This window comes from Nocardia sp. NPDC087230, assembly GCF_044744725.1.
Lineage (GTDB): Bacteria > Actinomycetota > Actinomycetes > Mycobacteriales > Mycobacteriaceae > Nocardia > Nocardia canadensis.
In genome coordinates, this window is record NZ_JBIUYV010000002.1 from 93,322 (window position 1) to 114,469 (window position 21,148).

Here is a 21,148-nt window from a genome sequence, read left to right on the forward strand (position 1 = left end):
CCCCGGCGCCGCCATCCACCGGTCGGTACGGATGAACTTGACGACCCGGTTGCGCACGCGAAGGATCGAGGTCGGCGGCTCGCCGAAGCGCGGGCTCGACCGACCAGCACGGACCGACGAGCACGAGAGCCGGGCACGAACTCCAGAACACCGAGAGCAGGACGCACGCAATGGAATTGAAGCCCGTGGCCATGTACCGCGAGATGTATGAGGGCGCGCACGACGAGCTGCCCTCGGTACACGACGCGCCCACCGGCGCCGTCGAAGCCGACCGCGAGCGAATCCTGAACTACATGCGCAAGGTCCGCGCGATCTTCGATGTCATGGGCGAAGCACCCGACCTGTTCACCCCCGGCACCGACATCGAGGGCGGCCCCTCCCTCTACTCCGACGGCGTCTGGATCTGGCGCGAGGACTCCCTGAAGTACCTCGCCGACCAGCCCCTCGTCCTCCCGGCCGAGTTCGTCGACCATGTCCGCGCCCTCGACTACACCCCGCAGAACTTCGACACCCGCGACCCCGATTTCGACGCGGCGTTCCTGTCGTACTTCTGACCGTGCCGTCCTTGCCTGTCGCGAGCCAAGAGGAGAAACCGTTGACCGACTTCCGAACCCGGACCCCCGACGAGGTCGCCGAGCTGGGCGGTCGACTGCGCGCACTCGACTGGTCCTGGCAGCTCGCCGAAATACCCCAGATCGCCGAACGATTCGGCTGGCGCGTCGTCGCCACTTCGGAAGACGACGACTGGGCCATGCTCGATACCGGCCTCGGCTCGGCCAGCGGAAAGGTCTTCGCCGACGACGGCGACGTCGAACAGATCCAGGTCAGCGCCAGCACCATCGGCCCCGACACCGACCAGACCCACACCCTCGTTCAGCAGGCCTACACCGCGATGGCCACGCGACTCGAGGCGACGCTGGGCGCGCCGAGCGCCCGGATCACCGACGGTAGTCCCCAGCTGCGCTGGACCGGCTCCGCCTCGACACTGATCCTCGCGGCGCTCCCCCGCTCGATCACCCTCACCCTGGCGTCCAACGAATGGCTGGAACTCTTCGACGAAGGCGTCGAGCTCTCCCGACAGGGGCAGCTGTGACCGATTGGACCGCGTTCGCCGAACATCTGGCCGCCGAGCTCGAAGCCCTTCCGCTCGGCGCACGGGTGATCGTCTTCGAACCCGAACCGGCCCGCATCCGCCGCTTCGTCCAGTTCGCTCGCGACGAAGACGTGCTGTCGGCTCAGCTGATCGGTGACCGGTTCCTCGACGAGAGCCGACGGCCCGACCCTGCCGGGTACCGGGCGATCACCGACGCCGGCTGGAACCAGCCCGACGTGGACAACGCCCATCTGTGGTGGGTCGACTTCGACGCGCCGATCACGGGCGACGACCGTCGCCGCGCCGCCGAGCTCGCCGTCGCCGGACTCCGCGACGGGTACGGCATCACCAGCCCCGCCGGGCTCGTCTACGACGCCTGGACGGACCGCGCCGGCCACCCCGATCTCGACCTGCCCACGCTGGGCCTGAGCCGTCAGTCGATGCAGTAGCGGCCGGACCGACCGAGTCGAGTCCGCCTCCTACGTCAACCCGTTGCGGTTGCCCTGTTCCATCTTGTCGATGTAGTCGGCGCTCTCGGTCTGGCCGTCCGCGAAGTCGCCCATGGACTTCGCCATGGTCTTGACGTTGTCGCTGGTGTTGGTCCAGGAGGAGTCGTAGCCGTCGTTGCCGCCGGGGCCGTCGTTGAAGCTCTGGCCGAGTTTGTCGTTGCCCCAGACGTTTCCGCGCCCGTTCAGCGAGCTGTTCAGGGTGTTGATGATGTTGGTGAGCTGGGTTCCGACATTGCGCGACTTGCCCGCCGCGGTCCGGAAGTTGTCGGCGTCGTATTCGAACGTCATCGCCCTCATCCCTCCACGAGTGGTAGCACCGAGCACACCACAAGTCCTTCGCCTGCGCAACAGTCTCACACGGCGGAGCGAACCTCGCGTGACGCCGCCGTGAACGTCCGGTACCTAGGCGTTCGCCTCCCAATGGGACTCCACCCGCGACATCATTCGCTCGATCGAGCTGTTGACCGCGTCGACCAGATCGGATCTGGACATCGGTGTGGCGAGCGGGTTCTCGTTCGGCAGGCCGATGACGTAGCGGCCGTCGTCGGGCAGGTCGCGCCAGACCAGGATGTCGCGGTGCATGCCACGGGAGCCGAACATCGACTGGTTCTGCAGGATGTTGATCGTGCCGGTGCGCTCGGCGGGCCGATTCAGGAATTCGGCACTGCGATCGACGATCGAGGTGTCGGCTTCCTCGAAGAACATCGAGGTCTGTCGCTGCTGGTCGTCGTCGCGGCCGGTGCCGGTGACCAGCGGGATGATGCCCCCGCGCCCCGCGCCGGTGGCGGGCATGAGGTCGACGATCGCGTCGGCGAGCCCGTACGGCCCGATGTCGACGACGACGTAACCGCCACTGTGGGTGGGGGTTTCACCCGGAAGCTGGTAGATCAGATACCCGCTGGCACCGGCCCGGGCGGCGCGCGCCTTGAGCCAGTACTCGGCGTTGCTGCGCGCGTCGTCCTTCCAACCGCGCAGGCGCACATACGCTTCCGGCCGTTCGAGCACGTCGAAGACCGTGCGCAGCGCCGGATCGGCGGTGTGCTGTAGCCGCTGCCAGACCTGGTACTTCTCGGCCTCGTAGTCCTCGTGCAGACGCGTCGTGGACTGGAAGGTCAGTGGGCGTGGCAGATCGGTGCCGACGAAGCGCTGCCACAGCACCCGGAATTCGATGTCGGTGAGTTCCCAGCGCTGGCTCACGCGCCGACCTCCGGACGCGCACGGGTGATCGTTCCGGGATCAGTGTCGTCGAGTGGTGCAATCGGCGCGTGGAACTCCTGGTCGGGCATCGAGAACGCCTGGTCGGGCAGCTCGAGCACCGGGACCGACGCTTCGGCGCCCTCGACCACCTGGGCGGGCGCCTCGGTCGACAGCGACTCCGCGACCAGGCCGGTGATGGGGGCGACGATCTCGTCCAGGCCGGACAGCAGGTTGGAGAAGTCGGGCAGCGACGCCCGCGAAGCCGTGGCGGTTTCCGTCGTCTCCCCGGGCACGCCGGCGCCGTCGGGATCGGAGGTCGCGGTTTCGACGCCGAGCAGTTCGGCCAGCGGCGACAGCGCGGGGTTGCCCGCGATCAGCCCGGTGAGCTCGGGCGACTGCGCGAGGATCTCCTTCAGGTCGGGGAACTGACCGAGGAGGTTGCCGAGCTGGCTGAAGTCGGGTAGGCCCGACGCGGTGGTCGAGCCGGTCGTGTCGGCCGAGATCTGTTGCAGCGCAGTGGCCAGCGAGGGCAGCGCCTGCGTCAGGGAACTGACGGCGGAGGTGACCGCCGACATCACCGAGGACAGGATGCTCGACATATCGCCCGAGCCCGAACCACTGCTCGAGCCGGTCGACCCGCCCGACCCCGCGACCGAGCCGGTCGAGCCGGTCTGACCGGTCGACCCGGTCTGCCCGGTGCCACTCTGGGTGCCCTTGGTCCCGTTCTGCTGCAACGCGGACTGCGCCTGCTGGGCGGCCTGCAACGCCGCCTGCTGGGCGGCCTGGCTGGCAGCCGTCTGCTGGGAACCGCCACCGGAGTTGTTGCTTCCGCCACCGGAGTTGTTGCCGCCGCCGTTGTTGCCGCCGCCGTTGTTGCCGCCGCCGTTGTTGTTGCCGGCGTTGTTGTTGCCGCCGTTGTTGTTGTTGCCGTTGTTGTTGTTATTGTTGTTCGGCGTCGTCACCGGGCCCTTGGGCGCCGCGGGTTCGGCCGCCGCCGGGAACAACTTCTCGGTGTTCATCACCCCGTTGACGTAGTGACGCTCGTACCGATCGCGGTTCTCCTGCAGATCGTCGTCGCACTTGTCCTCGGTCTCGATCGGCATGCAGACCTTGGTCGCGTACAGCCAGTTCGCGGTGTACTCGAGGTTCGACTGCATCATCCTGAAGGAATCGCTGGCCACCATCGCGGATTGGCCGAAAGTGGCGATCGCCGCCCGCGCGGTGTCGCCGCCCTGGCTCTGCCACCGATCGGCGGTGATCGAGGCGAGCTTCTGGTCGAGGTCGTAGGCGGCGCCGTGCACAGCGTTGGCCATCGCCTCCCAGATCGGGGCGTCGTTGGCCACTTCCTGCCAGGAGATGCGCTGACCGAGGTCGTACATATCGCGCCAGGACATGTTGTCCGCCGCCCGCACCGGAATCCGCACCCCCACCGACTCCGCGGTCGCGGTACCCGCGTGCTTGGGCACGTTGGCGGTCTCGATGTCGTAGTTGTGCTTCTCCATCTTGATTTCCATGCCGGTGCCCTGTCGCACCTTGACATCGACTTCCCAGTGCGCCGGCTTGTAGCCACCGGCCTCGGTGACCTCGCCCTTCAGGTCCTTGGCTCCGGGCGCGGAATTCACGTCCTTCAGCTGCCCCTTGAGCGCGGCGATATTGTCGCCCGAGCCCTTGTCGGTCTCGGTGTAGGACTCGCCCGCGGCCTTGAACATGGTCACCAGGTCCTCGAGCGAATCGATGTAGCGCCCGATGAGGTCCTTGGCCTGGGTGGCCTCGGTGATGAACTTGGTCCGCAGTGGTGGACCCGCGTCGACCTGGCTGCCGCCGAGCTTCGACTCGTCGTAGTTGTTGAGATCGTGGTCGCGAATCAGGTTCTGACAGCCCTTGAATATCTCGATCGCCGAGCTACACGCCTTGGCGGCTTCGAGCGCGGCGCCCGTCTCCACCTTGATCTTGGCCTTGCCCGCCAACCCCTCGTAGGGAGAATCTCCCACGCCAACCGCTCCTCGCAGCGCCCCACCGACGACCCTCGCGCAGTCGGCTCGATCGCATGCATTCTAGTAAGCAATGCGAAATATGCACAGCCACAGGGAAACACCGGACTCCCTCGTGGATGAACATCCGGGTTCGCCGGACGGTCCGGCAGCCACCGCCGATCTGTGCCAAACTCGGACGACACACTGAACGGCCGCCCAGTGGCCGTGCTCGAACGATGGATGAGGCCAGGATTGACGTCGCGATGGAATTGCTCATGACCGATGTGAGCGGCCTCGAACGGCGCGTAGCGGCCGACCGTACCGCGACCAGGAGCCAGGCCCCCGCCGACTACCTGCGGCTGGCCGGCTCCCTCGCCGAGCTGGCCCAGGGCCTACTCGCCACCCGGGATGATCCGTCGGGTCGCGATCGCACCGCCGAGGCGCTGGAACCGGCCCAGGAGGCGGTCGCCATCCGGCTGCACTGGCTGGTCGGCGGCTACGTCAGCTACGAATACGCCGGTGCGCTGCAGGATTCGCTGCGGCTGTTCGAGCAGGCGACGCGGCTGGTCGGACATCGACAGCTGGCCACCAATACCATTCGCAGCGCGTGCCAGGCGTATCGCCAGGTCGCGCAGGACTATCCGGATGTACAGCCGATGTGCGCCGACGGGCTGTCCAAGTGCGGCGTGTGGTTGATGCGGCTCGATCACGACGCCGCGGTGGCGGCCACCGAGGACGCGGTGCGGATCCGCGCCGCGATGTACGCGCGCACCTGCGAACAGCCCGGCAAGTATCTGGCCAGCCTGAGCACACTGCTGCGCACGATGATGGTCGGCCGCTCACGCAAGCAGGCCATCGCGAGCTATCGCACGCTGTATTCCGAGGTCACCTCCGCGGCGAGCACCGCGCGATTGCGCGAGACCCGGGTCGAAGAACTCGATCTCACCGTCAAGACCACCCAGGCGCTGATCAAGCTGGGCGCGCCGACGCTGGAGCGGGCCGGGCGGCTCACCCAGCAGCAGATCCTCTACCAGTCGGGTGGCGACCTGGCCACCATCGACGAGATCAACTGGCGGCTGGCGCTGGTCGGGCTCAAGCCCCTCGCGGCGGGCGCGATGCCGGAACCGCCGTCGCGGCCGGTGGAGATCTCGGCGACCTACGGCGCGCTCGCGGTGCGCTGCTCGGCGCCGGACGCGCTCGAGCAGGTGCGGGCGGCGATCGTGGCGGCCTTCGCGCGCGACGGTGTCGAGCCGGTGGACGCGGGACGATTCGCCGGGGTGCACGAAAAGCACTGGGGGGTCAAGGAACCCGTCACCAACCCGGCCGTAGAGCTGTCCGCCGATGTGGTGCTGGTCGAGAAGTCCTCCGGCAGCTGGATTTCGGTGAAGAGCCTGAACTGGGAGATCGGTGCGCTCGGCAAGCATCCGCTCGCCGTGCGGCTCTCGGAGAAGTGGCCGGTCCTGACCGTCGCCACCATCGAGAACATCTCCTACGAGCTGTGCCTCTACGACAACGGCGTCGCCACCCAGTACGCCGCGCTCGGCAGGCCCGCCGGACAGGCCCCGCTCGACGCGCCACTGGCGCCCCTGGACTTCGCGACCCTGGCCGACTACGGCGCCGACTACGCCTCCGAAACGCAGGTCCGCGCGGCCTTCGGCAACGCGCCGATGTTCGCCAAGGTCACCGAGCTGCCCGGCAGCGGCATCCGGCAGGCCGCGGAGAGTCGCCCGCTCACCGAGTACGGCACCGACATCCTGTTCTTCGGCAAGCCCTGACCCGTCGTCGGCGCCTGGCATGATCGGTGCTTGTGCGAGTACTGCTGCAGCGGGTGACCAGTGCCCAGGTGAGCGTCGACGACGAGGTGGTCGGCCGGATCGACCCGGCCGGCGCGGGGGTGCCGCACGGGCTGCTCGCCCTGGTCGGGGCCACCCATACCGATACCGAGGCGACCGCGAAAGCCCTGGCGGACAAGGCGTGGCGGCTGCGGATTCTCGACGGTGAGCGCTCCGCCGCGGACCTGAACGCGCCCATCCTGGTGGTCAGCCAGTTCACCCTCTACGCCAATACCGCCAAGGGCAGGCGACCGTCCTGGAACGCGGCCGCCCCGGGGGAACATGCCGAACCTCTCGTCGACACCTTCGCCGATACCCTGCGCGAACTCGGCGCGACCGTGGCCACCGGGCACTTCGGCGCGCACATGCGCATCGAGCTGACGAACGACGGCCCGGTCACCATCCTGCTGGAAGGCTGACCGGGCCGTCGTTCGAAACCTGCTGCGCGCCGACTACTCCGGGCGCAGGGTGAGAATGCGCGGACCGTCCTCGGTGACGGCGACACTGTGCTCCCAGTGCGCGGCACGGGTGCCGTCGGTGGTGACCACGGTCCACTCGTCGTCGAGGGTCTTGGTCTCGGTGGTGCCCAGGGTGAGCATCGGCTCGATCGCCAGGACCGAACCGACGACCAGGCGCGGGCCCTTGCCGGGGGCGCCCTCGTTCGGCAGGAACGGGTCCATGTGCATCTCGCGGCCGATGGCGTGACCGCCGTAGCCGTCGACGATGCCGTAGGCCCGGCCGTGCTCGCGCTCGGCGGCGCGGGTGCCGAGCTCGATGGCATGCGAGACGTCGGTGAGGCGATTGTCCGGCAGCATCGCGGCGATGCCCGCTTCCATCGACAACTTGGTCGCCTCGCTCAGCAGCGCGTCGGCCTCGATGATGTTGCCGACGCCGAACGTCCACGCCGAGTCACCGTGCCAGCCGTCGAGGATGGCACCGCAGTCGATGGAGACGAGATCGCCCTCGGTGAGGATTTCCTTCGCCGAGGGGATCCCATGGACCACACGGTCATTGACCGAAGAACAGATCGAGCCGGGGAAGCCGTGGTAGCCCTTGAACGACGGCACGGCGCCCGCGTCACGGATCACCTGCTCGGCGACCTCGTCCAGCTCCAGCGTCGAGACGCCGGGCTTGGCCGCGGCGCGGACGGCGACGAGCGCCCGCCCGACGATCGCGCCGGCTGCCGCCATGGCATCCAGCTCGCCCGCCGAACGGAACGGCACGACCTTCTTCTTACGGTTGAAGACCATCCGGCCTCAGTACTCCGATCGGTGGTTACTGACCGAGCGCCTTCAGCGCCCGTGCGTTGACTTCGTCGACCTCGCCGATACCGTCGACGGTCACGACCAGACCGTCGTAGTACTCGAGCAGCGGCTCGGTCTCCTCACGGTAGACCCGCAGCCGGTTGCGGATGACGTCCTCGGTGTCGTCGGCGCGCCCACGGGCGAGCATGCGCTCGACCACGGTGTCCTCGGCGACCACGAAGCACAGCACGGCGTCGAGCGCGGTGCCGTTGTGCTCGAGGATCTTCTTCAGCGCATCGGCCTGGTCGGTCGTGCGCGGGTACCCGTCGAGGACGAAGCCGTTCGCCGCGTCCGGCTCACCGACGCGGGCCTCGACCATGCGGTTGGTGACGTCGCTCGGGACGAGGTCACCCGCGTCCATGTACTTCTGCGCTTCGCGACCGAGGGCGGTCTGCTGGCTGATGTTCGCGCGGAAGAGGTCTCCGGTGGAGATGTGCGGAACGCCCAGCTTTTCCGACAGCAGGACGGCCTGAGTACCCTTGCCGGCACCCGGCGGACCGAGCAGAACAACTCTCACTTGAGGAACCCTTCGTAATTTCGATTCATCAGCTGGCTCTCGATCTGTTTGACCGTGTCGAGACCCACGCTGACCATGATGAGGACCGCAGTACCGCCGAACGGCAGGTTCGCCGCTCCACCGGTCGAGCCCATGTCCAGGAACAGGTTCGGGAGGACGGCGACCAGACCGAGGTAGATCGAGCCAGGCAGGGTGATGCGGCTCAGAACGTAGTTGAGATAGTCGGCGGTCGGCTTGCCCGGACGGTAACCGGGAATGAAGCCGCCGAACTTCTTCATCTCATCCGCGCGCTCCTCCGGGTTGAAGGTGATCGCGACGTAGAAGTAGGTGAAGAACACGATCAGACCGAAGTAGATCGCGATGTAGACCGGGTTGCCCGGGTTCACCAGGTACTTCTGGATGATCTCCTGCCACCAGCTCGGCTCCGTCGCCGTGCTGGACCCGGTCAGCTGCGCGATCAGGTTCGGCAGGTAGAGCAGCGAGGACGCGAAGATCACCGGGATGACGCCGGCCTGGTTGACCTTCAAGGGCAGGTAGGTCGAGGAACCGCCGTACATCTTGCGACCGACGACGCGCTTGGCGTACTGCACCGGAATCCGGCGCTGGCCCTGCTCGACGAAGATCACGGCCACCAGGATCACCAGGACGGCGGCACACACGAGGCCGAAGATCAGGCCACCGTCGGAGTCGAGGATCCGCTTGCCGTCGATCGGCAGGCGGGCGGCGATACCGGCGAAGATGAGCAGCGACATGCCGTTACCGACACCGCGCTCGGTGATCTGCTCACCGAACCACATGACCAGCGCGGCACCGGCGGTCATCACCAGGACGATGATGATCATGCCGAAGATGCTGGTGTCGGCGAGGATGGGCTCGGTGCAGCCCTGCAGCAGCTGACCGCGCGCGGCGAGCGCGACGAGACCCGTGGCCTGCAGGATCGCCAGCGCGATCGACAGGTACCGGGTGTACTGCGTCATCTTGGTCTGGCCTGCTTGGCCTTCCTTGCGCAGTTCCTCGAACCGCGGGATGACGACGGTCAGCAGCTGGATGATGATGCTCGCGGTGATGTACGGCATGATGCCGATCGCGAACACCGACAGCTGCAGTAGCGCACCACCGGAGAAGAGATTGATGAGCTGGTAGATACCGGCGGAATCACCGCCGGAGACCAGCTTCACGCAGTCCTGGACCGCGCGGTAGTCGACGCCGGGGGACGGCAGCGCGGCACCCAACCGGTACAGCGCGATCAACCCCAGCGTGAAGAGAATCTTCCGCCGTAAGTCCGGAGTCCGGAAGGCCGATACGAAGGCGGAAAGCACAGATCCTCCTGGCGAACGACATGGTCATGCCATGCGACTTCGGTTCTACGGAAACGTCAGCCGATGACGAGCTTGGCAGACAACACTTGAACTCTAACAGTGACACCGGACGAGCTCGCGACTCGTCCGGTGTCCACTGCTGACTAACAGTACCGTCAGGCCAGTTCGGTGACAGTGCCACCGGCTGCGGCGATCTTCTCCTTGGCGGAGCCGGTCACCTTGTCGGCGGTCACCTGGACCGCCACGCCGATCTCACCGTCGCCGAGAACCTTGACCAGCTCGTTCTTGCGAACGGCGCCGGCCGCGACGAGCTCGGCCTTACCGACCGTGCCGCCCTCGGGGAACAGCTCCGCGATGCGGCCCACGTTCACAACCTGGTACTCCACGCGGAAGCGGTTGGTGAAGCCCTTCAGCTTCGGCAGGCGCATGTGCAGCGGCATCTGGCCACCCTCGAACGCCGGGGAGACGTTCTTGCGGGCCTTGGTGCCCTTGGTACCGCGACCGGCGGTCTTGCCCTTGGAACCCTCACCGCGACCCACACGGGTCTTCTCGGTCTTGGAACCCGGCGCAGGACGCAGGTGGTGCAATTTGATGGTCATGTCAGACCTCCTCAACAGTTACGAGGTGGCGCACGACGTTGATCAGACCGCGGTTCTGAGCGTTGTCCTCGCGGACAACACTCTGACGGATCTTGCGAAGGCCCAGCGTACGCAGGGAGTCCTTCTGATTCGCCTTGGCGCCGATGGTGCTCTTGATCTGGGTCACCTTGAGATCAGCCATGGTCAGGCTCCCTGTCCCGCACGCGCACGCAGCATGCCCGCCGGAGCGACATCCTCGATCGGCAGACCGCGACGCGCGGCAACCTCTTCGGGACGCTGGAGCATCTTGAGCGCGGCAACCGTCGCGTGAACGACGTTGATCGCATTGTCGCTACCGAGCGACTTGGCCAGAATGTCGTGAATGCCGGCGCATTCGAGCACGGCACGCGCCGCGCCACCGGCGATCACACCGGTACCGGGCGAAGCCGGACGCAGCATGACGACGCCGGCCGCCGCCTCACCCTGAACCGGGTGGGTGATGGTCGAGCCGATCATCGGGACGCGGAAGAAGCCCTTACGAGCCTCCTCGACACCCTTCTGGATGGCCGCGGGAACTTCCTTGGCCTTGCCGTAGCCGACGCCGACCAGACCGTTGCCGTCACCGACGATCACGAGGGCGGTGAAGCTGAAGCGACGACCACCCTTCACGACCTTGGAGACACGGTTGATCGCGACTACGCGCTCGAGCTGGTTCTTCTCGGCAGCGTTGTCGCGGCGGTCGCCGCCACCGCGACGATCGCCACCACCGCGGCGGTCGCCACGGTTGCCCTCGGGGGCATTGCTGTTCTGTCCGGCGGGTCCGTTGCCGCCGTCACGCCGCTGACGTCCCGGCATCAGACGTTCCTTCCGTTCGAAATAACAGTCATCAGAACTTCAACCCGCCTTCACGAGCGGCATCGGCCAGCGCCGCGATGCGGCCGTGGTAGTCGTGACCACCACGGTCGAACACGACCGACTCGATACCGGCAGCCTTGGCGCGCTCGGCGATCAGCTGACCGACCTTGGCGCCCTTGGCGGACTTGTCGCCCTCCAGCGCGCGCACATCGGCCTCGATCGAGGACGCGGCGGCAATGGTCTTGCCCACCGAGTCGTCGACGAGCTGAGCGTGCAGGTGCCGCGAGGAGCGGTTGACCACCAGGCGCGGACGCTCGGTGGTGCCGACGACCTTCTTGCGCAGACGGAAGTGACGGCGGGTCTTGGACAGCCGACGCTTGGTCGAGTTGTCCTTGCCCAGCGGAATCCGCTTGGCCTTCTGGTTAGCAGTTTGCGCCATGATCACTTACCCGTCTTTCCGACCTTGCGGCGAACGACCTCGCCGGCGTAGCGGATGCCCTTGCCCTTGTACGGGTCGGGCTTACGCAGTCCGTGGATGACAGCGGAGATCTGGCCGACCTTCTGCTTGTCGATGCCGGACACAGAGAACTTGGTGGGCGATTCCACCGCGAAGGTGATGCCCTCCGGGGCCTCGATCGGCACCGGGTGGCTGTAGCCCAGGGCGAACTCGAGGTTCGAGCCCTTGGCGGCCACACGGTAACCGACACCGAAGATTTCCATCTTCTTCTCGTAGCCCTTGGTGACACCCTCGATCATGTTGGCGATCAGGGTGCGGGACAGGCCGTGCAGCGAACGGTTGGCGCGCTCGTCGTTGGGACGGGCCACCTCCAGCTCGTTACCTTCACCCTTGGTGACGGTGATCGGCTCGGCCACGGTGTGCGACAGGGTGCCCTTGGGCCCCTTCACCGTGACGACCTGGCCGTCGATGGTGACGTCGACGCCGGCCGGAATCTCGATGGGCTTCTTACCAATACGCGACATTAGTCCTGACCTCCCTTACCAGACGTAGGCGAGGACTTCGCCGCCCACGCCCTGCTTGGCCGCCTGACGGTCGGTGAGCAGACCGGTCGACGTGGAAATGATCGCCACGCCGAGGCCGCCGAGGACCTTGGGCAGGTTGGTGGACTTCGCGTACACACGCAGACCCGGCTTCGAGACGCGACGCAGGCCCTGCAGGCTGCGCTCACGGCTGGGGCCGTACTTCAGATCGACGACGAGGGCCTTGCCCACCGGCGCGTCTTCGGTGCGGTAATCGGCGATGTAGCCCTCACGCTTCAAGATCTCGGCGATGTTCGCCTTGAGCTTGGAGTGGGGCGCCTTCACCTGATCGTGGTACGCCGAGTTGGCGTTGCGCAGACGCGTCAAGAAGTCTGCGATCGGATCAGTCATGGTCATGGTTAGACCTCGACACCTTTCTCGCTGCGGTTCCCATGCAGCATCGGCGCGCTCACACACGCCGACCGTGGGCCTACAACAATTCGGCTGGTCCGGACGGCACTTACCGACCGGATGAGTTCTCTTAACGAGCTCTCGGCGCCTGGACCGTCCGCCCGCTTACACACATCAGCGAGGCGCCAGCGGACACAGAGGTGCCCAGGCAACCGCTCTAGTGTAGGCAACGCCGTGGTCAGGACCAAATCGGGGTCGGTTCGCGCGGCCGGATGCGTCAGGCCGCGACCGCGCGCGCCGCCTTGGCGGTGAGCATCGCCGCGGCGGCCGAGACGGCGGCGGCCACGATGAGCATCAGCTCGCCACCGACGACCAGGCTCATCACTCCGCCGAGGAAGGCGCCGACCGCGAAGGCCGCGTACTGCCCGCCGTAGCCGAGCCAGTCGCGAGCGCTACCGCCGCTGACATGGCTTTCGATCCCCTGGCTCAGCTTCACGACGGTCCCGGTGGCATAGCTCAGCGGGACGCTGGTCTCGCCGTTCTTCACGAACGCGGTGTTGAGCGCGCCGACCGCGAAGGCGACGAACGCGATGGGGATGAACCCCACCTCCTGACCGCCGGTGCGGTCGAGGGCGAAGTCGACGACCGCGGCCACCACCAGCGCCGCGGTGGTCACCACCGCGGCGCCGTGGCGGCTGTCGCGCCACCACCGCCTGCGCAGCAGCGAGGCGACGAACACGCCGAGCCCGAACGAGAAGAGCAGCGTGATGGCACCGACGGCCAGCAGCTGATCATTGTCGAACCAGCCGAGAACGGCCCGCTCGGTATTTCCGGTCATGAATGTCACGAAATATCCGGCGGAATGCGTATAGGCGGCCGCGCCGATGAATCCGGCCAATATCGAAAGAAAGGCGACCATCGGCATCGCGCCCGCGGGAATCCCGCGTAGCGGCGCCCGGTGGGCCAGGTCACGCCCGGTTTTCTCTGTGGTTGTCGTCACCATCCCACTCCTCCGGTTGTCCTGGAATTAGGGATCGTCTTTGACACCCGGTCGCGCCACATTTCCGCGCGACCATCCCGACCCTAGCGATGGATCAGAGGGTCGGCCACCGCGATTTCACGATTATCGGGAAAAACACAGAATTGACCTCGGGATATTTAACCTCACGTTCACCGAACAATTCGAAACAAATTCCCGCGCGGGCGGTCCGGACCAGGCCGGACGGGGGTGCGCTCGGCGAATTCCGTTCGCCGCCAACTAGTTTCCTGAGGAAAGCATGTGATAGCTTCGCGAGGTTCGCCCGATCTGTGCAGGAGGCTCGGCAGTTGTATTCGCGCTCTGGGCGCCGTGGAACTCGCCGTAGCTGGACTCGCGTTCTCGCTGTTCTGCTCGGTCTCGGCGCCCTCACCATCCCCGCGCCCGCCCGCGCCGCCGATCCGTACGTCGACCCGCTCGCCGAGGCCGCCGGCACTCCCGACCTGCGGTGGTCGGATTGCGAGGACGGCTTCTCCTGCGCCTGGGCGCAGGTGCCGCTGGACTACCGCAGTCCGCAGGGCGAGCAGATCGACCTGGCGGTGATCAAGCTGCCCGCGACCGATCCCGACCGGCGCATCGGCACCCTGTTCGTGAACTTCGGCGGGCCCGGACCGTCCGGTGTCGATCGGCTGCGGGAGCGGGCGCGGTGGCCGTGGTTGTTCTCCGAGGAGCTGCGCGCCCGCTTCGATCTGGTGTCGTGGGACCCGCGCTCGGTCGCACGCAGCGCCCCGACCAGCTGTTTTCCCTCGTCCGACGAGCAGCAGGCCTACTTCGCGACCTTCCCTGGCACACCGTCGAACCCCGCCGAGGAGCCGGAGTTCTTCGACCGCTCCGCCGATATCGCGGGCCGCTGCGCGGAGTCCGCGGGCCCGATCCTGGCGCACGCCTCGACCGCGAACACCGCCCGCGACCTGGAGTTGCTGCGCCGCGCGGTCGGCGATGCCGCGCTGAGCTATCACGGCATCTCCTACGGCACCCAGGTCGGCGCGGTCTACGCCAACATGTTCCCGGGCCGGGTGCGGGCGATGGCACTGGACGGGTCGCTGGACTTCGAGGGCAATGCGAACGGACACGGCACCGACGGCGCGACCCTGCCGCTGGACACCAGGCAGGGCGTGGCCGACGCCGTCGCCGAGACCTTCGACGCGTTCCTGCGCGCCTGCTCGGCCGCGGGCCCGGACTGCGCGTTCTCGGCGGGCGAGCCGAAACTCAAATGGATCGCGCTCGCCGAACGCGCGCGCCTGGCGCCCATCGTCGTCGACGGCACCCCGTGGACGTACGGGCAGCTCGTCGCGGCCGCGGGCAGCCTCGCGCGCCCGGAAACCTATCCCGACCTGGCGCTGCTGTTGCAGCAACTCTTCGACGCGGGCACCGCGCTGGTTCCGGCCGTGACGCACGACGCGGTCTTCGCGAAAGAGCAGCCGGGCAATCGCGTCGAGGCGTTCTATTCGATCCAGTGCGCCGACAGCGCCGTCCCGACCGACCCCGCCGTCTACCGCCGGGCCGGCGCCCTCGAAGACCTGCGCGTCCCGTATTTCGGCCGCACCGCCGTCTTCAACGCCCTGCCCTGCGCCTTCTGGCCTGCTCGCGACGTCGACCGCTACACCGGTCCCTGGAATCGCGACACCGCCGCCCCGATCCTGGTCCTCAACAGCCGGTACGACCCGGCGACGCCCCTGCGCGGCGCCGTCGCCGGCGCCGCGCAGCTGGCCCACGCCCGCGTGGTCGTGATCGAAGGCGCGGGCCACAGCAGCATGTACGTGCCCAGCACCTGCGCCGAACACGTCAAGCGCGACTACCTGTTCACCGGCCAACTCCCCCCGGCCGACCTCCGCTGCGGCATCGACCGGTCCCCCTTCCGCTGACCTACCGGGACATGCCCGTCAGCGGGTCACACACACCATGCTGAGCAGCGGGCCGTACGGATTCTCCGCACTCCCCGCGAGAACGAGCAGCCCACCGACCGGACTGCAGAGCACATCCAGACTCGACGACCCACTGTCCGCGACCGGCGCCTCGGCCTGGGCGGCGGTCGCGGTGACGACCGGGGCGAGGAGGAACAGGGCAAGAGCGGAGGACACGGCAAACTTCTTCATGCGCCTACCGTGCCGTCCGCCCCCGCTGTGCGCACGCCCCGAGTTGCCGGGGCAACAGCTTCGAGGGCTATCCGACGATCATGCACATCAGGTCGTACAGCGGCGGCTTCTCTACGCTGCCCGTGGCAAACAGCACCTGCGCGATCGGCGAGCAGATCAGCGCGGTCTCCGAGGACCCCGAGCCACCCTGCGAGGAACCGGTGCCGCCCTGCGCCGAACCGGAGTCGGCGACCGGCGCGGGCGTGACGGGGGCGGCGGTGGCGACGGCGGGGGCCGACAGCAGGGCACAGGACAGAGCGGCGACAGTGACGAACTTCTTCATGCGCCAAGGGAACACGACGCGAGCATTCCACAAGAGTGAAATCCGAATATTTCACCCATCTTCCGGAAGCGCGGGCGGCGACCGGCCGAATTGTCGGTGCGTACTGCGATCCTGAGGCTCCATCGACCACAGGGGGAAACCATGACCTACGACGACTGCGGCTGGCACTCGGACACGACCTCCGAGCTGGGCCTGGACAGCGAGGCGGGAGCGACCCACATCGGCATGTTGTACGCCTGGGCCGTCGCGCACGACCTGCATTCGCCGACCGCGCTCGTCTGGGGCGAACCGGAGCCCCGGCCACGGCCGGAGCTGGCGGCCCTGCGCGAGCGCGCGAAAACCCCCGGCCGCTACCTGCTCGACCACTGCTGCGGTGAGCTGAACGAGGGCCACCTCAACGCCCGCGGCCAGGCCTTCGCGGCGGCCGTCTACCGGCAATACCTGCGCGCCTACGACCGCGTCCCCGAGGTCGCGCGCTACGAGACCACCTATCACGTCCCGGACACGTGGGAGATCTACGACGCCGTCACGCCACTGCTCGACGAGGCGTGGGCGGAATGGCAGCACCTCGGCTGACCCGTGCCGCGAACACACGAAGGCACGGACTCCACTCGGAAGTCCGTGCCTTCGTTCGTTATTCGCCTAGGTGGCTGCGCTCACGAGGAGCGCGGGGTCACCAGGAGCTCTTGTGCACGCCCGGGAGCTCGCCACGGTGGGCCATCTCGCGCAGGCACACGCGGCACAGGCCGAACTTGCGGTACACCGCGTGGGGGCGGCCGCAACGCTGGCAGCGGGTGTAGGCGCGGACCGCGAACTTCGGCTTGGCGTTGGCCTTGTTGACCAGTGCTTTCTTGGCCATGTGCTCAGTTCTCCTTGAACGGGAAGCCGAGGTGCTTGAGCAGCGCACGGCCTTCTTCGTTGTTGGTCGCAGTGGTCACCACGGTGATGTCCATACCGCGCGGGCGGTCGATGGAATCCACGTCGATCTCGTGGAACATCGACTGCTCGCTGAGGCCGAACGTGTAGTTGCCGTTGCCGTCGAACTGCTTCGGCGACAGACCGCGGAAGTCGCGGATACGCGGCAGCGCGATGGAGACCAGACGATCCAGGAACTCCCACATGCGGTCGCCACGGAGGGTGACCTTGGCACCGATCGGCATGCCCTCACGGAGCTTGAACTGCGCGATCGACTTGGTGGCCTTGCGGACCTCCGGCTTCTGACCGGTGATCAGCTCGAGGTCCTTGATGGCACCGTTGATCAGCTTCGCGTCACGGGCGGCGTCGCCGACACCCATGTTCACGACGACCTTGACGACGCCCGGGATCTGCATCACGTTGGCGTACTCGAACTCGCTGTTCAGCGCGTCCTTGATCTCGGCGCGGTAGCGCGCCTTCAGCCGGGGCTGAGTCTGCTCAGAGGTGGTCATGTCAGATGTCCTTCCCGTTCTTACGGGAGATCCGAACCCGCTTGCCGGTCTCTTCGTCGGTGCGGTAGCCGACGCGAGTCGGGTTACCGTCGGAGTCGACGACCATCACGTTGGAAACCTGGATGGGGGCTTCCTGGGTCACGATGCCACCCGAGGAGGCGCCACGCTGGTTCGCGGAATCCGCGACGTGCTTCTTGATCCGGTTCACGCCTTCGACGAGAACCTTGCCGGTCGCCGGGTAGGCCTGGATGACCTTGCCCTTGGCGCCCTTGTCCTTGCCCGAGATGACGAGGACGGTGTCACCCTTGTGCACCTTCATGGTCAGAGCACCTCCGGGGCCAGCGAAACGATCTTCATGAAGCGCTTGTCACGCAGCTCACGGCCGACCGGGCCGAAGATGCGGGTGCCGCGAGGATCGTTGTCCGGCTTGATCAGCACGGCCGCGTTCTCGTCGAACTTGATGTAGGAACCGTCCGGACGGCGGCGCTCCTTGACGGTGCGCACGACGACAGCCTTGACGACGTCGCCCTTCTTGACGTTCGCGCCGGGGATGGCGTCCTTCACGGTGGCGACGATGATGTCACCGATACCGGCATAGCGACGCGACGAGCCACCGAGCACGCGGATGCAAAGGATTTCCTTCGCCCCGGTGTTGTCGGCGACGCGCAGTCGCGACTCCTGCTGAATCACTTCAGCACCTCCTGGACCTGGATGTATACGTACGCCGGATTGCCGACCCGACGCACATGGTCAGTCACCCTCCGGACGCGCGCCTGCCAGCGGAAATACCTACCACTGGGGGTTCACTGCCGGATTGCGGGCGCAGAGCTCCCGCAGGCAACCGGTCTAGTGTAGGTGAATCCCCAGGTCGACCCAAATCGGGGGTCGTTCCCACAAATCTGAAGCAGATATGTTTCAAATCTCTGTGGGCGCGGTCACGCCGTTGCTACGGTCGCCCTGCTCGTCGAGGTACGAGCTGATGAGGAGTCGCACATGCACATCACCCTGCCGACCACCCGCCGGATCGCGACCACCGCGAGCGCCTTCGCCGCCGTGCTCGCCCTGGCCGCCCCGCACGCCACCGCGGGGCCGATCATCGACATGCTCACCGACACCCTCACCGTCGGCTGCACCTCCAAGATCGATGTCGTCGGCCTCGACGACTACGTCGGCGCGCAGGTCGACTTCGTCGCCAACGGCAAGTTCTTCGCCAGCGACACCGTCGACCTGGAGGTGAACGTCGGCGGCGTCACCGTGGCCAAGGCTACCGCCTACTACCACGTCGAGACCGAGGTCGAGGTGCAGCTGTCGCTGCTGCTGCACGCCACCGGAGCACCACTGGTCACCAAGCGCGTGCCCACCGTCGCGAAGATCCTGAACGCGGGCAGCGGACTGGCCTGCGACATGGCGACCGGCAGCGCGGGCATCTCCTCGGACTAGCCGTCCCCGATCCGGCCCGCAGAACGGGCCGGGCTCACCGCTACCTCCACCGATCGGCCCGCCCGCCGGTAGCCTGGGCGGGCTGGATCGCAACGAGCAGGGGTGCGGCTGCCGCATCGGGGAAGGAACCTAGTGACATCGTCCGGTCGTCCGTCGGTCGTGGATCGGCGCGCATTCCTGATCGCCATGGGCCTGGTGCCCGTCGCGGCCGCGCTGGCCTCCTGCACGTCCGATTCCCCCGAAGTGAAGCTCACCGGCGTGGACATGGGCGGCGGCGATCCGGCGATCCGCCCGCAGGACGACCTGTACCGCCACGTCAACGGCGCCTGGCTGCGCGACTACCAGCTGCCGCCGGACAAGTCCTCGGTCGGCGCCATCACCGACGCCAACGACCGCACGCTCGAGCAGCTGCGCGCGATCATCGAGGGCATCAAGGACCCGAAGCCGGGGTCGGAGGCCCAGCAGATCAAGGACCTCTACGACGCCCGCCTCGACCTCGACGAGATCGAGCGCCTCGGTATCACGCCGCTCAACGGCTTGTTCGGCGCGCTCGACAAGGCCGCGGGCAAGCCCGAGCTGGCCAAGGTTATGGCCGAGGCGCCGATCTCCGGGCTGATCGGGATGGGCATCGGCATCGACCGCAAGAACTCCAGGGCCTACATTCCCAGCGTCAGCCAGGCCGGGCTCACCCTGGGCGAGCAGTACTACCGCAAGCCCGAGTTCGCGACGCAGCTGGCCGGCTATCAGACCTACCTCGAGCAGCTGGCCAAGGGCCTCGGCATGGCCGACCCGGCCGGGGTGGCGCAGCGAACCGTCGACCTGGAGAAGCGGATCGCCGCGAACCACTGGGACAGCGTGCGCCTGCGCAACACCGACGCCACCTACAACCTGATGAGCTGGCAGGAGCTGACCGCGCTCGGCCCGCAGTTCGACTGGGATCCGTGGCTGGCGGGCATGACCGACCGGCCCAAGTCGCTGTTCGACAAGATGGTCGTCGGCCAGCCGTCGTTCATCACCGCGGCGGCGCAGCTGTGGAGCGAGGTCGACCTCGCCCAGTGGCGCGACTACCTCAAGCTGCACATCGCCAACACCTACGCGCGCTTTCTGCCCAAGGCGATCGCCGACGCGCGCTTCGACTTCGTCGGCCGGGTGCTCAGCGGCCTGGAGGAGAAGCCGGAGATGTGGCGCTCCGCGGTGGGCGTCGTCGACGACAATCTCGGCGAACCGCTGGGAAAGCTGTACGTGGACAAGCACTTCCCGCCCGCGGCCAAGGAACGCGCCATGGAGATGGTCGACGACCTGCGCGCCGCCTACCGCGACAACTTCACCAACTCGACGTGGATGTCGCAGCCCACCCGCGAGGCCTCGATCGCCAAGCTGGACAAGATCGTCGCCCAGATCGGCTACCCCGACAAGTGGGTCGACTACTCCTCGGTGCAGGTGACCCGCGGCAAGCTGATCGAATCTCTCATCGCCATCAACGCTTTCGAGTCCAAGCGCGCGTTCGCCCGGCTCGGCACCGAGGTGGACAAGTCGGAGTGGAGCATGTCGCCGCAGACGGTGAACGCCTACTACAGCCCGACCACCAACCAGATCGTCTTCCCCGCGGCCTACCTGCAGCCGCCGTTCTTCGACAAGGACGCCCAGGACGCGGTCAACTACGGCGCCGTCGGCTCGACGATCGGGCACGAGATCGGACACGGCTTCGATGACCAGGGCTCCAAGTACGACGGTGACGGCAACCGCCGCGACTGGTGGACGCCGGAGGATCGCGCCGCCTTCGACGCCAAGACCCAGCAGCTCATCGAGCAGTACGACGTGCTGGTCCCCGAGGGCGCGCCCGAGGGACAGCACGTCAACGGCGCGCTGACCGTCGGCGAGAACCTGGCCGACCTGCGCGGCCTGCAGATCGCGCTGGCGGCGTATCAGAAGCTCGCCCAGCGCACCGGCGAGCAGCCCGACTTCCGCACCATGTTCTTCTCCTGGGCGCGGCAGTGGCGCGACAAGCAGACCGAGGAGGCGACCCTGCAGTCCCTGCAGGACACCCACTCGCCCAACGAGTTCCGCTGCAACCAGGTCGTCCGCAATATCGGCGAGTTCTACACCACGTTCGAGGTGAAGGACGGCGACAAGCTGTTCATGCCGCAGGACCAGCGGGTGACACTGTAGGGACGATTCCCCCTCCGAAACCGACGTAGGTTAGCCTAGGCTGACCTACGCTGGAACCGGCTCGACGAGCCGATCGAGGAACCTTCCTCGAT

At 67.1% G+C, this 21,148-nt stretch carries 28 protein-coding genes; 9 read left to right on the forward strand and 19 right to left on the reverse strand.

All coding sequences use genetic code 11. The annotated features are described in order from the left end of the window. The first annotated feature begins 170 nt into the window (after window positions 1-170). Genes ACIO52_RS06725 through ACIO52_RS06735 form a run of 3 tightly spaced genes read left to right on the forward strand, consistent with a single transcriptional unit; the run spans window position 171 to window position 1,542 of the window. A complete protein-coding gene (locus ACIO52_RS06725) occupies window positions 171-554 on the forward strand; it encodes a hypothetical protein (protein WP_316573542.1) in 384 nt (127 codons plus the stop codon). A gap of 41 nt (window positions 555-595) precedes the next feature. Continuing rightward, window positions 596-1,093 carry a DUF6301 family protein gene (locus ACIO52_RS06730; protein WP_402642274.1) on the forward strand — a complete coding sequence of 166 codons (498 nt, stop codon included), beginning with the start codon at window positions 596-598 and terminating at the stop codon, window positions 1,091-1,093. Continuing rightward, entirely contained in the window at window positions 1,090-1,542 is a 453-nt protein-coding gene (locus tag ACIO52_RS06735) for a TY-Chap domain-containing protein (RefSeq protein WP_218719440.1), read from the forward strand. The genes ACIO52_RS06730 and ACIO52_RS06735 overlap by 4 nt, the downstream gene beginning before the upstream one ends. 30 nt (window positions 1,543-1,572) lie before the next feature. On the opposite strand, the gene ACIO52_RS06740 is transcribed toward ACIO52_RS06735, so the two are convergent. From ACIO52_RS06740 to ACIO52_RS06750, 3 genes are all read right to left on the reverse strand, one after another. After that, entirely contained in the window at window positions 1,573-1,890 is a 318-nt protein-coding gene (locus ACIO52_RS06740; RefSeq protein WP_218719439.1) for a hypothetical protein, read from the reverse strand. 114 nt (window positions 1,891-2,004) lie between these two features. Then, the gene (locus ACIO52_RS06745) at window positions 2,005-2,799 is read right to left on the reverse strand and encodes an ESX secretion-associated protein EspG (RefSeq protein WP_218719438.1); all 795 of its coding nucleotides are present in this window, start codon (window positions 2,797-2,799) and stop codon (window positions 2,005-2,007) included. After that, the gene (locus ACIO52_RS06750) at window positions 2,796-4,790 is read right to left on the reverse strand and encodes a hypothetical protein (protein ID WP_402642278.1); all 1,995 of its coding nucleotides are present in this window, start codon (window positions 4,788-4,790) and stop codon (window positions 2,796-2,798) included. The genes ACIO52_RS06745 and ACIO52_RS06750 overlap by 4 nt, the downstream gene beginning before the upstream one ends. A gap of 257 nt (window positions 4,791-5,047) precedes the next feature. Between ACIO52_RS06750 and ACIO52_RS06755 the strand changes: the two genes are divergently transcribed. Then, window positions 5,048-6,547: a hypothetical protein gene (locus tag ACIO52_RS06755; RefSeq protein ID WP_255588051.1), complete on the forward strand. Its 1,500-nt coding sequence runs from the start codon at window positions 5,048-5,050 to the stop codon at window positions 6,545-6,547. A gap of 32 nt (window positions 6,548-6,579) precedes the next feature. After that, entirely contained in the window at window positions 6,580-7,023 is a 444-nt protein-coding gene (gene dtd / locus ACIO52_RS06760; protein ID WP_218719452.1) for a D-aminoacyl-tRNA deacylase, read from the forward strand. Between the two features lie 33 nt (window positions 7,024-7,056). Here the strand turns inward: dtd and map are convergent, their stop codons facing one another. From map to ACIO52_RS06810, 10 genes are all read right to left on the reverse strand, one after another. Next, entirely contained in the window at window positions 7,057-7,854 is a 798-nt protein-coding gene (gene map / locus ACIO52_RS06765; protein WP_218719435.1) for a type I methionyl aminopeptidase, read from the reverse strand. A 25-nt stretch (window positions 7,855-7,879) separates the two neighbouring features. Further along, window positions 7,880-8,425, reverse strand: a complete 546-nt coding sequence (locus tag ACIO52_RS06770) for an adenylate kinase (protein WP_218719434.1) — start codon at window positions 8,423-8,425, stop codon at window positions 7,880-7,882. Continuing rightward, window positions 8,422-9,744 carry a preprotein translocase subunit SecY gene (secY, locus tag ACIO52_RS06775; RefSeq protein ID WP_218719433.1) on the reverse strand — a complete coding sequence of 441 codons (1,323 nt, stop codon included), beginning with the start codon at window positions 9,742-9,744 and terminating at the stop codon, window positions 8,422-8,424. The genes ACIO52_RS06770 and secY overlap by 4 nt, the downstream gene beginning before the upstream one ends. Window positions 9,745-9,899: 155 nt before the next feature. Beyond that, window positions 9,900-10,343 (reverse strand): 50S ribosomal protein L15, encoded by a 444-nt coding sequence (rplO, locus tag ACIO52_RS06780; protein WP_019045071.1) that lies wholly within the window; start codon window positions 10,341-10,343, stop codon window positions 9,900-9,902. Between the two features lies 1 nt (window position 10,344). Then, a complete protein-coding gene (gene rpmD / locus ACIO52_RS06785) occupies window positions 10,345-10,524 on the reverse strand; it encodes a 50S ribosomal protein L30 (protein ID WP_019045070.1) in 180 nt (59 codons plus the stop codon). 2 nt (window positions 10,525-10,526) lie between these two features. Further along, window positions 10,527-11,177 (reverse strand): 30S ribosomal protein S5, encoded by a 651-nt coding sequence (gene rpsE / locus ACIO52_RS06790; protein WP_218719432.1) that lies wholly within the window; start codon window positions 11,175-11,177, stop codon window positions 10,527-10,529. Between the two features lie 31 nt (window positions 11,178-11,208). Continuing rightward, window positions 11,209-11,616: a 50S ribosomal protein L18 gene (gene rplR, locus ACIO52_RS06795; RefSeq protein WP_218719431.1), complete on the reverse strand. Its 408-nt coding sequence runs from the start codon at window positions 11,614-11,616 to the stop codon at window positions 11,209-11,211. A gap of 2 nt (window positions 11,617-11,618) precedes the next feature. Beyond that, window positions 11,619-12,158, reverse strand: coding sequence for a 50S ribosomal protein L6 (gene rplF, locus ACIO52_RS06800; protein WP_019045067.1), 540 nt, complete (start codon window positions 12,156-12,158; stop codon window positions 11,619-11,621). A 15-nt stretch (window positions 12,159-12,173) separates the two neighbouring features. Beyond that, window positions 12,174-12,572 carry a 30S ribosomal protein S8 gene (gene rpsH / locus ACIO52_RS06805; protein WP_067491077.1) on the reverse strand — a complete coding sequence of 133 codons (399 nt, stop codon included), beginning with the start codon at window positions 12,570-12,572 and terminating at the stop codon, window positions 12,174-12,176. Window positions 12,573-12,843: 271 nt separating this feature from the next. After that, the gene (locus ACIO52_RS06810) at window positions 12,844-13,491 is read right to left on the reverse strand and encodes a YoaK family protein (RefSeq protein ID WP_374104883.1); all 648 of its coding nucleotides are present in this window, start codon (window positions 13,489-13,491) and stop codon (window positions 12,844-12,846) included. Between the two features lie 401 nt (window positions 13,492-13,892). Here ACIO52_RS06810 and ACIO52_RS06815 point away from each other — a divergent pair, with 401 nt between their 5' ends. Further along, window positions 13,893-15,467, forward strand: a complete 1,575-nt coding sequence (locus tag ACIO52_RS06815) for an alpha/beta hydrolase (RefSeq protein WP_402642289.1) — start codon at window positions 13,893-13,895, stop codon at window positions 15,465-15,467. Window positions 15,468-15,485: 18 nt separating this feature from the next. On the opposite strand, the gene ACIO52_RS06820 is transcribed toward ACIO52_RS06815, so the two are convergent. Together ACIO52_RS06820 and ACIO52_RS06825 are read right to left on the reverse strand one after the other, a co-directional pair. Next, the gene (locus ACIO52_RS06820; RefSeq protein ID WP_218719429.1) at window positions 15,486-15,698 is read right to left on the reverse strand and encodes a hypothetical protein; all 213 of its coding nucleotides are present in this window, start codon (window positions 15,696-15,698) and stop codon (window positions 15,486-15,488) included. Window positions 15,699-15,765: 67 nt separating this feature from the next. Then, window positions 15,766-16,020: a hypothetical protein gene (locus tag ACIO52_RS06825; protein ID WP_316573535.1), complete on the reverse strand. Its 255-nt coding sequence runs from the start codon at window positions 16,018-16,020 to the stop codon at window positions 15,766-15,768. A 141-nt stretch (window positions 16,021-16,161) separates the two neighbouring features. On the opposite strand from ACIO52_RS06825, the gene ACIO52_RS06830 reads away from it, so the two are divergent. Beyond that, entirely contained in the window at window positions 16,162-16,596 is a 435-nt protein-coding gene (locus ACIO52_RS06830) for a hypothetical protein (RefSeq protein ID WP_402642292.1), read from the forward strand. Between the two features lie 97 nt (window positions 16,597-16,693). Here the strand turns inward: ACIO52_RS06830 and ACIO52_RS06835 are convergent, their stop codons facing one another. The 4 genes from ACIO52_RS06835 to rplN are packed head-to-tail and all read right to left on the reverse strand — an operon-like array spanning window position 16,694 to window position 18,137. Next, the gene (locus ACIO52_RS06835) at window positions 16,694-16,879 is read right to left on the reverse strand and encodes a type Z 30S ribosomal protein S14 (RefSeq protein WP_014981705.1); all 186 of its coding nucleotides are present in this window, start codon (window positions 16,877-16,879) and stop codon (window positions 16,694-16,696) included. Window positions 16,880-16,883: 4 nt separating this feature from the next. Then, window positions 16,884-17,447, reverse strand: coding sequence for a 50S ribosomal protein L5 (gene rplE, locus ACIO52_RS06840; protein WP_019045062.1), 564 nt, complete (start codon window positions 17,445-17,447; stop codon window positions 16,884-16,886). Window position 17,448: 1 nt separating this feature from the next. After that, window positions 17,449-17,766, reverse strand: a complete 318-nt coding sequence (gene rplX / locus ACIO52_RS06845) for a 50S ribosomal protein L24 (RefSeq protein WP_019045061.1) — start codon at window positions 17,764-17,766, stop codon at window positions 17,449-17,451. A 2-nt stretch (window positions 17,767-17,768) separates the two neighbouring features. Further along, window positions 17,769-18,137: a 50S ribosomal protein L14 gene (gene rplN / locus ACIO52_RS06850; RefSeq protein WP_043647623.1), complete on the reverse strand. Its 369-nt coding sequence runs from the start codon at window positions 18,135-18,137 to the stop codon at window positions 17,769-17,771. A gap of 303 nt (window positions 18,138-18,440) precedes the next feature. On the opposite strand from rplN, the gene ACIO52_RS06855 reads away from it, so the two are divergent. Both ACIO52_RS06855 and ACIO52_RS06860 read left to right on the forward strand, forming a co-directional pair. Further along, window positions 18,441-18,887, forward strand: a complete 447-nt coding sequence (locus tag ACIO52_RS06855) for a hypothetical protein (protein WP_316573534.1) — start codon at window positions 18,441-18,443, stop codon at window positions 18,885-18,887. A gap of 186 nt (window positions 18,888-19,073) precedes the next feature. Beyond that, entirely contained in the window at window positions 19,074-21,056 is a 1,983-nt protein-coding gene (locus ACIO52_RS06860) for a M13 family metallopeptidase (protein ID WP_316573710.1), read from the forward strand. Window positions 21,057-21,148: the final 92 nt, after the last annotated feature.

Bases quoted from the DNA above. Each gene is read 5' to 3' on its own strand.
- rplR (WP_218719431.1), bottom strand. From the start codon at position 11,616: ATGGCGCAAACTGCTAACCAGAAGGCCAAGCGGATTCCGCTGGGCAAG.
- ACIO52_RS06860 (WP_316573710.1), top strand. From the start codon at position 19,074: ATGGGCCTGGTGCCCGTCGCGGCCGCGCTGGCCTCCTGCACGTCCGAT.
- rpsE (WP_218719432.1), bottom strand. From the start codon at position 11,177: ATGCCGGGACGTCAGCGGCGTGACGGCGGCAACGGACCCGCCGGACAG.
- ACIO52_RS06835 (WP_014981705.1), bottom strand. From the start codon at position 16,879: ATGGCCAAGAAAGCACTGGTCAACAAGGCCAACGCCAAGCCGAAGTTC.
- rplE (WP_019045062.1), bottom strand. From the start codon at position 17,447: ATGACCACCTCTGAGCAGACTCAGCCCCGGCTGAAGGCGCGCTACCGC.
- rpsH (WP_067491077.1), bottom strand. From the start codon at position 12,572: ATGACCATGACTGATCCGATCGCAGACTTCTTGACGCGTCTGCGCAAC.
- ACIO52_RS06855 (WP_316573534.1), top strand. From the start codon at position 18,441: ATGCACATCACCCTGCCGACCACCCGCCGGATCGCGACCACCGCGAGC.
- ACIO52_RS06830 (WP_402642292.1), top strand. From the start codon at position 16,162: ATGACCTACGACGACTGCGGCTGGCACTCGGACACGACCTCCGAGCTG.
- ACIO52_RS06725 (WP_316573542.1), top strand. From the start codon at position 171: ATGGAATTGAAGCCCGTGGCCATGTACCGCGAGATGTATGAGGGCGCG.
- ACIO52_RS06755 (WP_255588051.1), top strand. From the start codon at position 5,048: ATGACCGATGTGAGCGGCCTCGAACGGCGCGTAGCGGCCGACCGTACC.
- rpmD (WP_019045070.1), bottom strand. From the start codon at position 10,524: ATGGCTGATCTCAAGGTGACCCAGATCAAGAGCACCATCGGCGCCAAG.
- map (WP_218719435.1), bottom strand. From the start codon at position 7,854: ATGGTCTTCAACCGTAAGAAGAAGGTCGTGCCGTTCCGTTCGGCGGGC.
- ACIO52_RS06820 (WP_218719429.1), bottom strand. From the start codon at position 15,698: ATGAAGAAGTTTGCCGTGTCCTCCGCTCTTGCCCTGTTCCTCCTCGCC.
- ACIO52_RS06740 (WP_218719439.1), bottom strand. From the start codon at position 1,890: ATGACGTTCGAATACGACGCCGACAACTTCCGGACCGCGGCGGGCAAG.
- rplF (WP_019045067.1), bottom strand. From the start codon at position 12,158: ATGTCGCGTATTGGTAAGAAGCCCATCGAGATTCCGGCCGGCGTCGAC.
- rplX (WP_019045061.1), bottom strand. From the start codon at position 17,766: ATGAAGGTGCACAAGGGTGACACCGTCCTCGTCATCTCGGGCAAGGAC.
- ACIO52_RS06810 (WP_374104883.1), bottom strand. From the start codon at position 13,491: ATGCCGATGGTCGCCTTTCTTTCGATATTGGCCGGATTCATCGGCGCG.
- ACIO52_RS06825 (WP_316573535.1), bottom strand. From the start codon at position 16,020: ATGAAGAAGTTCGTCACTGTCGCCGCTCTGTCCTGTGCCCTGCTGTCG.
- rplO (WP_019045071.1), bottom strand. From the start codon at position 10,343: ATGACCATCAAATTGCACCACCTGCGTCCTGCGCCGGGTTCCAAGACC.